The 11,860-nt window shown below is 62.3% G+C and carries 15 protein-coding genes; 2 read left to right on the forward strand and 13 right to left on the reverse strand.

Annotated features, from left to right (window positions below; all coding sequences use genetic code 11):
* Positions 1 to 90: 90 nt before the first annotated feature.
* From EOD29_RS23040 to EOD29_RS23065, 6 genes are all read right to left on the reverse strand, one after another.
* Positions 91 to 1,518 carry a pyridoxal-dependent decarboxylase gene (locus EOD29_RS23040; protein WP_127247988.1) on the reverse strand — a complete coding sequence of 476 codons (1,428 nt, stop codon included), beginning with the start codon at positions 1,516 to 1,518 and terminating at the stop codon, positions 91 to 93.
* A 92-nt stretch (positions 1,519 to 1,610) separates the two neighbouring features.
* Positions 1,611 to 2,342 carry a peptidase gene (locus tag EOD29_RS23045; RefSeq protein WP_066992517.1) on the reverse strand — a complete coding sequence of 244 codons (732 nt, stop codon included), beginning with the start codon at positions 2,340 to 2,342 and terminating at the stop codon, positions 1,611 to 1,613.
* A 30-nt stretch (positions 2,343 to 2,372) separates the two neighbouring features.
* Complete coding sequence (locus tag EOD29_RS23050; protein ID WP_127247989.1) at positions 2,373 to 3,167, reverse strand: transglutaminase family protein; 795 nt, start codon at positions 3,165 to 3,167, stop codon at positions 2,373 to 2,375.
* A 20-nt stretch (positions 3,168 to 3,187) separates the two neighbouring features.
* The gene (locus EOD29_RS23055; RefSeq protein ID WP_066992511.1) at positions 3,188 to 4,129 is read right to left on the reverse strand and encodes an alpha-E domain-containing protein; all 942 of its coding nucleotides are present in this window, start codon (positions 4,127 to 4,129) and stop codon (positions 3,188 to 3,190) included.
* Between the two features lie 218 nt (positions 4,130 to 4,347).
* Positions 4,348 to 5,760: a circularly permuted type 2 ATP-grasp protein gene (locus EOD29_RS23060; protein ID WP_066992507.1), complete on the reverse strand. Its 1,413-nt coding sequence runs from the start codon at positions 5,758 to 5,760 to the stop codon at positions 4,348 to 4,350.
* 168 nt (positions 5,761 to 5,928) lie between these two features.
* Positions 5,929 to 6,165 (reverse strand): Lrp/AsnC ligand binding domain-containing protein, encoded by a 237-nt coding sequence (locus EOD29_RS23065; protein ID WP_066992504.1) that lies wholly within the window; start codon positions 6,163 to 6,165, stop codon positions 5,929 to 5,931.
* A 278-nt stretch (positions 6,166 to 6,443) separates the two neighbouring features.
* Here EOD29_RS23065 and EOD29_RS23070 point away from each other — a divergent pair, with 278 nt between their 5' ends.
* Entirely contained in the window at positions 6,444 to 6,863 is a 420-nt protein-coding gene (locus EOD29_RS23070; RefSeq protein ID WP_066992501.1) for a DUF4864 domain-containing protein, read from the forward strand.
* Positions 6,864 to 6,869: 6 nt separating this feature from the next.
* Here the strand turns inward: EOD29_RS23070 and tgt are convergent, their stop codons facing one another.
* The 7 genes from tgt to coaD all read right to left on the reverse strand — a co-directional run bounded on the left by tgt (position 6,870) and on the right by coaD (position 11,508).
* Positions 6,870 to 8,000 carry a tRNA guanosine(34) transglycosylase Tgt gene (tgt, locus tag EOD29_RS23075; protein WP_127247990.1) on the reverse strand — a complete coding sequence of 377 codons (1,131 nt, stop codon included), beginning with the start codon at positions 7,998 to 8,000 and terminating at the stop codon, positions 6,870 to 6,872.
* Positions 7,993 to 8,262 carry a hypothetical protein gene (locus EOD29_RS23080; RefSeq protein ID WP_095780556.1) on the reverse strand — a complete coding sequence of 90 codons (270 nt, stop codon included), beginning with the start codon at positions 8,260 to 8,262 and terminating at the stop codon, positions 7,993 to 7,995. The genes tgt and EOD29_RS23080 overlap by 8 nt, the downstream gene beginning before the upstream one ends.
* Positions 8,252 to 9,340 (reverse strand): tRNA preQ1(34) S-adenosylmethionine ribosyltransferase-isomerase QueA, encoded by a 1,089-nt coding sequence (gene queA, locus EOD29_RS23085; protein ID WP_095800791.1) that lies wholly within the window; start codon positions 9,338 to 9,340, stop codon positions 8,252 to 8,254. The genes EOD29_RS23080 and queA overlap by 11 nt, the downstream gene beginning before the upstream one ends.
* On the reverse strand, positions 9,340 to 9,789 hold the full coding sequence (locus tag EOD29_RS23090) for a DMT family transporter (RefSeq protein WP_066992491.1): 450 nt from the start codon (positions 9,787 to 9,789) through the stop codon (positions 9,340 to 9,342). The genes queA and EOD29_RS23090 overlap by 1 nt, the downstream gene beginning before the upstream one ends.
* Before the next feature lie 11 nt (positions 9,790 to 9,800).
* Positions 9,801 to 10,313: a peptidylprolyl isomerase gene (locus EOD29_RS23095; RefSeq protein ID WP_066992487.1), complete on the reverse strand. Its 513-nt coding sequence runs from the start codon at positions 10,311 to 10,313 to the stop codon at positions 9,801 to 9,803.
* 29 nt (positions 10,314 to 10,342) lie between these two features.
* Entirely contained in the window at positions 10,343 to 10,840 is a 498-nt protein-coding gene (locus tag EOD29_RS23100) for a peptidylprolyl isomerase (RefSeq protein WP_245307383.1), read from the reverse strand.
* 167 nt (positions 10,841 to 11,007) lie between these two features.
* Positions 11,008 to 11,508, reverse strand: coding sequence for a pantetheine-phosphate adenylyltransferase (gene coaD / locus EOD29_RS23105; RefSeq protein ID WP_095780560.1), 501 nt, complete (start codon positions 11,506 to 11,508; stop codon positions 11,008 to 11,010).
* 193 nt (positions 11,509 to 11,701) lie between these two features.
* On the opposite strand from coaD, the gene EOD29_RS23110 reads away from it, so the two are divergent.
* Positions 11,702 to 11,854, forward strand: a complete 153-nt coding sequence (locus EOD29_RS23110; protein ID WP_082953674.1) for a hypothetical protein — start codon at positions 11,702 to 11,704, stop codon at positions 11,852 to 11,854.
* Positions 11,855 to 11,860: the final 6 nt, after the last annotated feature.

Genomic DNA, 11,860 nt, shown 5'->3' on the forward strand with positions numbered 1-11,860 from the left:
TTTTTCCGTCTATATCGGAAAACGAAAGTGATGGAAAGGGACAGCCGGCCAAGGAAATTCACCTTCTCGCAAAGGCAAACCGGTCTGCAATCAGTTTGTTGCCTCAATGGTAAGCCGGCGCGCAATCTCTGTGACGACATCGAAGGCCGCATCAATATCGCCGGCCGTGGTCTCGAACTGTCCTGCCTGAAAGCGGATCGCCACCCGACCATCGACGCGCGTCTGCGTCAAATAGATGCGTCCGTCCGTGTTGATGGCATCGACGAGACGCAAATTGTGCTCGTCTGGATCGGCACCCTGAGGAGCGCGATGGCGGAACGAGAACAGTGACAACATCGGCTCGGTGACGAACTCGAAATCCGCTTCCCCGGCCAGGCGTGCGGCAAGTCCCTCGCTCCAGGCTACATGGTTTCGGATCATCTTGCGCAATCCTTCCAGTCCGTGGGCGCGCAGCAGGAACCAGAGTTTCAGCGCACAGAATCGGCGGCCAAGCGGCACCGACCATTCCGAATAGTTGATGATGCCGTCATGACCTCTGGTCTTGAGATAGTCCGGCTTGATGGCCAGCGTGCGCACAAGGTCTTCCGGTTGGCTGACGAACTGGATCGAGCAGTCGAATTGCGCGCCGAGCCATTTGTGCGGATTGAAGACGATGGAATCGGCGCTCTCGACACCGGCCCAGAAATGCCGGTACTCCGGGCAGATCATCGCCGACCCGGCCCAGGCCGCATCGACGTGCAGGTAAAGGCCGTGCCGCTTCGCCACGGCCGCTACGGCAGCGATGTCGTCGGTGCCGCCGGTGCTGGTGCCGCCGACGCAGGCGACAATGCCCGCCGGCAGCAGGCCGGCCTCGCGATCGGCGATAATTGCCGCCTCGAGCGCCGCCGTATCCATCGCGCGAAAACGACCGGTTACCGGGATACGGATGAGATTCTCCTCGCCGATGCCGGCGACCCAGATCGCTCGGTCGATCGAGGTGTGAACCTGGTTGGAGCAATAGACACGCAGCTTCGCCTGGCCGGCGAGACCTTGTCTGTTTCCCTGCCAGTCAAGCGCCCGCTCGCGCATGGTGAGCACCGCGGCAAGCGTCGCCGACGAAGCCGAATCCTGAATGACACCGGAGAATCCTTCGGGCAGGCCCAGCGCCTGGCGCATCCAGTCGACGATACGCGTCTCGAGCTCTGTCGCGGCCGGCGAGGTCTGCCACAGCATGCACTGCGCGGCCATCGCCGACACGAGATACTCGGCCACCACCGAGACCGGAGCCGCGTTGGCCGGGAAATAGGCGAAGAAGCGCGGATGCTGCCAATGCGTCATCCCGGGCACGATCTTCGTTTCGAAATCGGCGAAGATTTTTTCCATCGGCTCGGCCGTCTCGGGCGGCGACTCTTCGATGCTCCTGAATATGTCGCCGGGCGCGATCGCCGGCCGCACCGGACGATCGCGCAGGCTGGACCGGTAGTCCACGCCCCAATCCGCGGCTCGCCTCGACCAATCGCGGAATTCTTTCTTGTCCATGTATCCTCTCAGCAGCCGCCGGACCTTGATCGGCCCGCCACTTCGACATTTAATTAACATGTTAAATATAATGCGCTTCGTAGGCGAACGCCCTAGCCGGGAAAATCGGGCAGGCTGGCGAAGGCCGCCTTTAGCGCGTTGGACCAGCCATCTGATATGGTTCGGTAATATTGGTCGTCATGACCGATCCGCTTCTTCAGGCCGACCTTGAAAGCATCCAGTTCCAGGAAGAGCAGGTCGAGCGGCAGGCCGACCGACAGGTTCGACTTCAGCGTCGAGTCGAAGGAGACCAACAGCAGCTTCACCGTCTCGGCCAGGCTCATCGTACGGTCATAGGCACGGATGATGATCGGCTTGCCGTATTTGGTCTCGCCGATCTGGAAGAATGGCGTGTCGTCGGTCGACTCGATGAAATTGCCCTCGGGATAGATCATGAACAGCCGGGGTTGGCTGCCCTTGATTTGGCCGCCGAGGATGAAGGAGGCGTTGAAATAGGAATCCGCCTGATCGCCGGCGGGCGAAGAGTGTGCGATCACCTCTTTCACCGTCTCGCCGACCAGCCGCACCGTCTGGTACATTGACGGGGTCTCGAGCAGCTTCTCGTGACGGTCGCCGGCCGCCTTGTTGCGCTCGTCCAGCAGGCTGACCACGGCTTGCGTCGTGGCAAGATTGCCTGCAGACATCAGCACGATGACGCGCTCGCCAGGCTCTTCCCAGACATGCATTTTCCTGAAGGTCGAAATCGAATCCATGCCGGCATTGGTGCGCGTGTCCGACATGAACACGAGTCCACGATCGATCTTGAGGCCGACGCAATAGGTCATGGTCGCTCTTCTGGTGAATCTCGGCAGAGACTACTGCTCTACCGTGACGGTGACGGCAAGCTTCTCTTCCGCTTGCCCCAGCAGTATTCCCGACACAGGCGAGGCATCGCGATAGTCCCGACCCGTCGCCACTCTTACATAGCGTTCGTCGGGAGAGATACCGTTGGCGGGATCAAAGGCAACCCACCCCAGGCTCGGCACATGCGCTTCGGCCCAGGCATGGCTTGCCGCCTGCTCGACCGAGGCATCCATCATCAGATAGCCGCTGATATAGCGCGCGGGGAAGCCCATCACGCGCGCCACGGCGGTGAAGATGTGGCTGTGATCCTGGCAGACACCGGCCTTGAGCGTTAGCGCTTCTTCCGCCGGCGTCACGGCGCTGGTCGTCCCGGGCTTATAGGCGACGCGCTCCCGGATCGCGCCCATCAGCTTGTGCAGCCTGTCGATATCCGTCCCCTCCCCGACCGAAGCGGCCAGGTCGCGAATGCCGTCGCCGACGGTCGTAAGCGGCGTTTGCTGGCTGAAAAGCCAGAGCGGCGCGAAACCATGATGCACACCGGACACACCGGCAGTGTCGCGCGTCGTCACCTCGCCCGCCGCCTCGACTATGATGGTGTGCTGGCCGCCCTCGGCGCTCACCAGCCGCGTGTCATTGCCGAAATGGTCCGTGAAGCGAACCTCCTCTCGCGCGCCGTCGATCTTGATCACCCAGGACGCAACCGTCTGAGTCGATCCGCTGACCGGCATCAGGCGCAGTCGCTGCAACAGGTACTGCACCGGTGCATCGTAGCGGTACTCGGTCCGGTGTGTGATCTTGAGCCGCATGGCGCCTGTCTCTCCAGCGCTCAGTAGAACCGGTAGTCCAGGGCGATCTCATCCCCCAGCCTAGTGTTGTCACGAATGAATTCCGCCAGGAACTCATGCAGGCCGTGGTCGAAAATATCCTTGATCGACCCCTTCTTCAGCATCGTCTGAATTTTCTCGGCGGTGGCGTGGCAGGCATGGCGCTCGCCATAGTCGTCGGCGAGGAATCTCAAATGCTCGCCGAGGAAGCGATAGCAGAAGGTCAGCGAGCGCGGCATACGGACATTGAGGATCAGATAGTCGGCGATGTTGGTCGGCTTGTAGTCCGCGTCATACACCCACCGGTAGGAGCGGTGCGCCGACACCGAGCGCAAGATCGATTCCCATTGATAATTGTCGAGTGTCGAGCCCACCCAGGAGATCGACGGCAAGAGCACATAGTATTTCACGTCGAGGATGCGGGCCGTGTTGTCGGCGCGCTCCACATAGGTGCCGAGCTGCGAGAAGTCGAAGATCTCGTTGCGCAGCATCGTGCCGTAGAACGAGCCGCGGATCAGCGCCGTCTCGCGCTTGATCGCATCGAGCACCGTCGGCAGATCGCGCTCGTCGATCGGCCGTGCCAGCATCCGCTTCAGCGACATCCAGGCCTCGTTGATGCTCTCCCAGGTCTCGCGCGTCAGCGCCGTGCGCACCATGCGCGCATTGTTGCGCGCCGTCTCGATCGAGGCCATCGTGCTCGACGGGTTCGAAGTGTCGCGCAGCAGGAAATCCGAGACGTTGGCGACAGTGTAGTCCTGGTATTTCTGCGAGAAGGCCAGGTCGGAGCCGGCGCTGAGCAGCACGGAGTTCCATTCCTCCGACGCGTTCTGCGTCCGCGTCAGCGCCATGCGCAGGCCGGCATCGACCAAGCGCGCCATGTTTTCGGCCCGCTCTATATAGCGGTTCATCCAGTAGAGACCGTTGGCGGTGCGGCCGAGAAGCATGTCAGCTTGCTCCGGTGTCGAGCGAATAGCGAATAGTGAGTAGCGAGTAGCGAAAAAAAGATTTCATGATCTCTGTTGAAGGCTCCTGATCATCGATCGCAGCATTTTTCCGATTTCGTCAGCTTGGCCACCTTCCAAACAATTAGGTCCCTGTAAGAATTGATTGCGTCGGATCCCCCTCTTTCCCTATTCGCTATTCGCTATTCGCTATTCGCTCTTTAATCATCCAACACCCACGTATCCTTCGTCCCACCGCCTTGCGAGGAGTTGACCACAAGCGACCCCTCCTTGAGCGCGACGCGAGTCAGGCCGCCCGGGACGATCTGGATACGATCCGAAACCAGCACATAAGGCCTGAGATCGACATGGCGCGGCGAGAGCCCCTTCTCGGTCAGGATCGGGCATGTCGACAGCGCGAGCGTCGGCTGGGCGATGTAGTTGCCGGGTTTGGCCTGCAGCTTCTTGGCGAACGCCTCGCATTCCTTCTTGGTCGCCGCGGGGCCGACCAGCATGCCGTAGCCGCCGGAGCCGTGCACTTCCTTGATGACAAGCTCGCCGATGTGCTCCAGCACATATTTCAGGCTGTCGGGTTCCGAGCAGCGCCAGGTCGGGATGTTGCCGAGGATCGCCTTGCGGCCTGTGTAGAACTCGACGATCTCGGGCATGTAGGAATAGATCGCCTTGTCGTCGGCGATGCCGGTGCCCGGCGCGTTAGCGATGGTGATGTTGCCGGCCCGATAGACATCCATGATGCCCGGCACGCCGAGCGCGGAATCCGGCCGGAAGGTCAGCGGATCGAGGAAGGCGTCGTCCACGCGCCGGTAAAGCACGTCGATCTGCTTGTAGCCCTCGGTGGTGCGCATCGTGACATGGCCGTCGACCACGCGCAGATCCTGTCCTTCGACCAGTTGCACGCCCATCTGGTCGGCGAGGAAGGCGTGCTCGAAATAGGCGGAGTTGTAGCTGCCCGGCGTCAGCACCGCGATGGTCGGCGCGCCCTTTGCGCTCTGCGGCCGCACCGCCGCCAGCGACTGGCGCAGCAGTTGCGGATAGTTCTCCACCGGCCGCACCTTGATCTGCTGGAACAGCTCCGGGAAGAGCTGCATCATCGTCTCGCGGTTCTCCAGCATGTAGGAGACGCCCGACGGCGTGCGGGCATTGTCCTCGAGCACGTAGAATTCATTCTCGCTGATGCGCACGATGTCGACGCCGATGATGTGGGTGTAGACGCCGGCCGGCGGTCTCACACCGATCATCTCCGGCAGGAACGCTTCATTCTTCGCCACCAGCTCCTTGGGAACGCGCCCGGCGCGCAGGATTTCCTGGCGGTGGTAGATATCGTCGAGAAAGGCGTTGAGCGCCTGCACGCGCTGCTCGATGCCCTGCGTCAGCCGGCGCCATTCCTGGCCGGAAATGATGCGCGGGACGATGTCGAAGGGGATCAGCCGTTCGGAAGCTTCCTGCTCGCCATAGACGGCGAAGGTGATGCCGGTCTTGCGGAAGACGCGTTCGGCGTCCTCCATTTTCTGGGTGAGCCTGGCCGGGTCCTGTTCCTTCAGCCAGCGATCATAAGCCTGGTATGGTCTTCTCAATCCGGAGACTTCCGGAAGCATTTCGTCGAACGCTGCCAATCGCGTACTCCCCTCTGAAGCCATTTCACTGGCCCGGCTGGAGAAAATCAAGCGCAATCGATGATTTGGGCGGCGCTGGCGGCCGTCCTATGCAAATTGCCTACGATTAGGGCAGCGGGAGCGACGCCGGGTCAGTTCATGCCCGGTGAGCGGCCATCAAACGGCAAATCAGAACGCCCGGAAAGTGACGATGGTGAAGGTGTCCTTGATTCCAGGCAGGATCTGCACCCGTTCATTGATGAAGTGGCCGATGTCTTCCTCGTCGTCGACATAGAATTTTGCGAGCAGGTCGTAATTGCCGGCGGTCGAATAGATTTCGGAGGCGATCTCGGCATCGGCGAGCGCGCTGGCGACCTCATAGGCTTTGCCCAGATCGCACTTTATCTGCACGAAAAATGCCTTCATTTCCCGGTCCTGCCAGTCTTCGCGAATGAGCGGCCCTTGTGGCAGACTGGCGACGGGCTTTCAAGCATCAGGCTGCACGCGCCTTGGCGGCCGCTTGCCGCAACTCCGCGATCGGCATGCCACACCGGCCCGGGGACGCCACCAAGGACAGTTCGGGAACACCTCAGGTCAGGTCCTAGCGGAGGCATCCATGCAGGCAAGAAATCTGCGAAACGGTGAAACCACGGCACGCCGGCCAGCGTATGATAGTTGTTCCACGCGAATTCTGGAGACAGGCCATGCGCCGCGTATTGTTCGCACTCGCTCTCGTTCCGATGGTTCTTGCATCCATGGCCTTCGCCGGTGACGCCGAGATCAAAGCGGCGCAAACAGTCATCGACAGCCAGCTCAAGGCCTTTCTCGCCGATGACGGCGCCACCGCCTACAGCTTCGCCGCGCCAAATGTGAAGCGGATCTTCCCGACCGTCGACACCTTCATGAACATGGTGACCAACGGCTATGCGCCGGTGCGCAGGCCGCAGAACTATTCCTTCGGCAAGGTGGAGCAGACCGGGCCGGCCTCGATCGTCCAGCAGGTGCTGATCGTCGGGCCCGATGGCAAGGACTATGAGGCGGTGTACACGCTCGAACAGCAGCCCGACGGCAGCTTTAAGATCACCGGCTGCAGCCTGCGCGCCGCGACTTCGGTGAGCACATAAAAGCGCTCATGGCGCCGGCAGATCGCCCCTCGCCCAGTATTCCGAAATCGCGGCAGCGCGCGTCTCGAAGGCTTTTGCCTCGATCGCGGCGCGGATGTCCTGCATCAGCTTCTGGTAGTAGGACAGGTTGTTCCAGGTGAGCAGCATTGCGCCGAGCGACTCCTGCGAGCGCACGAGATGATGGAGATAGGCGCGCGAATAGTCGCGCGCGGCCGGGCAGTCGCTTTCCTCGTCCAGCGGACGCGGATCGTCGGCATGGCGGGCGTTGCGCAGGTTGATCTTGCCGCGGCGCGTATAGGCCAGACCATGGCGGCCGGCGCGCGTCGGCATCACGCAGTCGAACATGTCGATGCCGCGTGCCACGGATTTCAAGATGTCGTCCGGGGTGCCGACGCCCATCAGGTAGCGCGGCCTGTCGGCCGGCAGTTCCGGGCAGGTTATGTCCAGCATCTCCAGCATCACCGCCTGCGGCTCGCCGACCGCCAGCCCACCGACGGCATAGCCTTTGAGGTCCATAGCCGCCAGCGCCTGCGCCGAACGCACGCGCATCACAGCACTGTCGCCGCCCTGCACGATGCCGAACATCGCCTTGCCCGGCTGATCGCCGAACGCCGTCTTGCAGCGTTCGGCCCAGCGCAGCGACAGTTCCATGGCGCGCTCGATTTCCTTCGGCTTGGCGGGAAGCGCCGTACACTCGTCGAGCTGCATCTGGATATCGGAATCGAGCAGCCCCTGGATTTCGATCGACCGCTCCGGCGACATCTCGTAGCGCGCACCGTCGATATGCGAGCGGAAGGTGACGCCCGTTTCGCTAAGCTTCCTCAGCTTCGACAGCGACATTACCTGGAAGCCGCCGCTATCGGTCAGGATCGGGTGCGGCCAGCGCGCGAATTCATGCAGGCCGCCGAGCTTCGCCACACGCTCGGCGCCTGGCCTGAGCATCAAATGATAGGTATTGCCGAGGATGATGTCGGCGCCGACACCGCGCACCTGATCCATATACATGGCCTTGACGGTGCCGCCGGTGCCGACCGGCATGAAGGCCGGCGTGCGGATCTCGCCGCGCGGCATGCTGATGAGGCCTCGCCGCGCCTTGCCGTCGGTGGCGAGCAGCTTGAAAGAGAAAGTCTCAGCCATCGAATTCCTTGTCATGCACCGGGGCGCCGGGTGCCTGCTCGTCGAGCGACTGCCGGTAGCGGATGCAGCCGCGCATGAATTTCGGCCACGGCGGCACGGCGATCGCCGGCTCGGTCTTCTCCGGCAGCAGGTCCCAGAGGTCGGGATGATGCCAGCAGAGATCATGGCCGGTCGCATCGCGATGCGCGCGGATACCGGCGCGCAGCTTTGTCACTTCCGCGATGAGCGCCTCGCGGTCCATTCTCTCTAGATCATCGTCCATCGCTCGTCTCCGCTCGGTAAAGCAGGCTGGAGTCCCCGTAGGAGTAGAACCTGTAGCGGCTCTCGATGGCATGCGCATAGGCCGAACGCATCGCGTCCAGTCCGCTGAAGGCCGAGACCAGCATGAACAGCGTCGAGCGCGGCAGATGGAAATTGGTCATCAGCATGTCAGCTGTCTTGAAGCGGTAGCCGGGGGTGATGAAGATATCGGTCGGCCCGGACCAGGCCTCGATCCTGCCATCCTCAAGCGCAGCACTTTCCAGAAGGCGCAGCGAGGTCGTGCCGACGGCGACAAGCCGCCCTCCCCGCGCTCTTGCAGCGTTGAGCGCGTCTGCCGTTTCTTGGCTCACCAAGCCCGTTTCCGCGTGCATCTTATGGTCGGCGGTGTCGTCGGCCTTAACCGGCAAAAAAGTGCCGGCGCCGACATGCAGCGTGACGAAGCGCCGCTCGATGCCCTTGGCTTCCAGCGCTGCAAACAGCTCCGGCGTGAAATGCAGGCCGGCGGTGGGGGCCGCGACCGCGCCCTCTTCCCTGGCATAGATGGTCTGGTAGTCGCTGCGGTCGCGCTCGTCGTCATCTCGCCTCGAGGCGATGTATGGCGGCAATGGGATGTGGCCTACGGCGTGCATTGCCTCGTCGAGAAAGACGCCCGAGAGGTCGAAGCCGAGCAACACCTCGCCCGCCTCGCCTTTCTCGATCACCGTCGCGTCGAGCTGGCCGAGAAAGCAGGAATTCTGGTCGTGGCCGAAATGAATGCGGTCGCCGACGGCGATGCGCTTGCCGGGCCGCATGAAGGCCCGCCAGCGGTCCGGCGCGAGCCGCATATGCAGCGTGGCCTCGACCTGCGCCATCGCTTCGCCGCGCTTGCGGATGCCTTTCAGCTGGGCCGGAATGACCTTGGTATCGTTGAATACCAGCACGTCGCCTTCTCTCAGCAGCGACGGCAGATCGCTGACGGTGCGGTCGCGCAGCGTTTCGCCCGGTTTGACCACCAATAGCTTGGCGCTGTCACGCGGCTCCGCCGGGCGCAGCGCAATGCGCTCCTCCGGCAGGTCGAAGTCGAAAAGATCGACGCGCATCAGTAGAGCCGGATGAGCAGCGCTCCAACGAGCAGCAGCACGGCGCCGGCCACGCGGCCAAGCGAGACCTCGCGCACGGCAACACCAAGGAAGCCGGCCCGGTCGACCAGCATGCCGGCGATCAGTTGGCCGGCGACCAGGAAGGCCATCAGCGCCGCCGCGCCGATGCGCGGCGTAAGAATGGTGGAGAGCGTGACGTAGAATCCGCCGAGCATGCCGCCGGCGACGAACAGCCAGGGTGCCGGCGCCTTCCAGTCGAGCGAGAGGCCCTGCAGCTTCACCACGGCGATCGCGATGATACCGAGAACGACGGCGCCCGACAGGAACGAGAAAGCGGCGGCCGCGACCGGAAGGCCGAGGCCGCGCGCCAATTGCGAGTTGATCGGCGCCTGGATGGCGATGAAGGCGCCGGACAGGATGCCGAGCAGGGACCAGACTGCGCCCATCATCGTACTATGCCTTACTTGACGTCGGCCGCGACCTTCAGCGACACGATCTTGTCGGGATCCTGCACCGGCTCGCCGCGCTTGATCTTGTCGACATTCTCCATGCCTTCGATGACCTGGCCCCAGACCGTGTACTGGCGATTGAGGAAGGAGGCATCGTCAAAGCAGATGAAGAACTGCGAGTTCGCCGAGTTCGGGTTCTGCGCCCGCGCCATCGAGCAGGTGCCGCGGCCGTGATTGGCGTTGGAGAATTCGGCCTTGAGGTCCGGCTTGTCGGAGCCGCCCATGCCAGCGCGCGACGGGGCGAAGGTCGGCTTCGAGGAGTTGCCGAACTTGACGTCGCCGGTCTGCGCCATGAAGCCGTCGATGACACGGTGGAACACCACGCCGTCATAGGCGCCCTCGCGCGCCAATTCCTTGATGCGCGCGACGTGACCGGGCGCAAGGTCCGGATACATTTCGATGACGACCTCGCCCTTGGTCGTTTCCATGATGAGCGCGTTCTCGCGGTCCTTGATCTCAGCCATGTCAGAAAATCCTTTTGAAAATCGAGCAGTTACTTGCTGTCGGCAGCGATGCGGACTTTGATCATGCGGTCCGGGTCCTTGACCGTGCCGTTGTCCGCCTCATCGCCCTTCTTGATCTTGTCCACCAGATCCATGCCGCTCTCCACCTTGCCGACAATGGTGTACTGCCCGTCGAGGTTCGGCGCGGGCGCGAACATGATGAAGAACTGGGAATTGGCCGAGTTCGGGTCCTGTGAGCGGGCCATGCCGACCACGCCACGGGTGAATTGCTCGGTCTGCGAGAACTCGGCAGGCAGATCGGGAAGGTCGGATCCGCCCGTGCCGACAGCCTCGGGATTAAAACCCTTCTTCATGTTGCCGAACTTGACGTCGCCGGTCTGGGCCATGAAGCCGTCGATGACGCGATGGAAGGCGACATTGTCATAGGCGCCCTCGCGCACCAGCTTCTTGATCTGCGCCACATGCTTCGGCGCCAGATCGGGACGCAGCGCGACGGTCACGTCACCGTCCTTCAGCGTGATGATCATGGTGTTTTCCTTGTCGGCTGCCGAGGCCGGCAAGGACGCCGCCAAAACGCCGGCAAGCACGACAAGCAACGAAGCAAGCTTTTTCAGCTGCATGAGGTTCTCCGAAAGCCTTTGTTTGGGTGCATGTCGTTGCCCCAAAACCGGGATCCACCTTTGGGCGACATGCACTATTTCGCGAATTTGGCAGTGAGGGCGCCTGCGACCGCCGCCGGCACGAACGGGCGGATGTCGCCGCCCATCGACGCAATCTGGCGGACAAGTGTGGCGGTAATGGTGCGCACAGACGGGCTGGCCGGCAGGAAAACCGTCTGCAGCTCCGGCGCCATGGTCTCGTTCATGCCCGCCATCTGCATCTCATAGTCGAGATCGGTGCCGTCGCGCAGGCCGCGGATGATGATCGAGGCGCCATGCTTCCTGGCGGCGTCGATGACCAGCCCATCGAACGAGACGACCTTGATGCGGTCGCTGTCGCGGCCGAATTCCGCCTTGGTCGCGGCCTCGATCAGCTTCACGCGTTCCTCGAAGGAAAACAGCGGCGTCTTGCCGGGATGAATGCCGATTGCAGCGTAGACGGTGTCGGCCACGGCAAGCGAAGCCTTCAACACGTCGAGGTGACCATTGGTCAGCGGGTCGAAGGAGCCGGCGTAAAGGGCGGTGCGTTCGGTCATGGCAGGCTTCTAGCGAGCCTCTCCGACAAAGGCAAATCCCATTGCTGCGCCCGATCGTGAACCTTTTCACGGACGTCAACGACAGACGAATGCGACAATCACGAACGCTTCACACAGCATTCACCAGCTTGCCGCTTCAGGAGATGAAACCAAAGCACCATCTTTATCGTTGTGATCGCAGGAGAACACGCAAATGCTGATCTACATGCTTGCCACTGCAATGACCATCGTGATGCTGATCGCCACCGCATTCGGGTTGCACCAGGAAGCGGCGCGGGTGCGCATCAAGACCAACACCAAGCGGCTCGATGGCTTCGTAGGCCGCAACCTGTACCACCGCCGCTGACTTCCA

Origin of the sequence: Mesorhizobium sp. M1A.T.Ca.IN.004.03.1.1, assembly GCF_003997555.1 — a bacterium.
Lineage (GTDB): Bacteria > Pseudomonadota > Alphaproteobacteria > Rhizobiales > Rhizobiaceae > Mesorhizobium.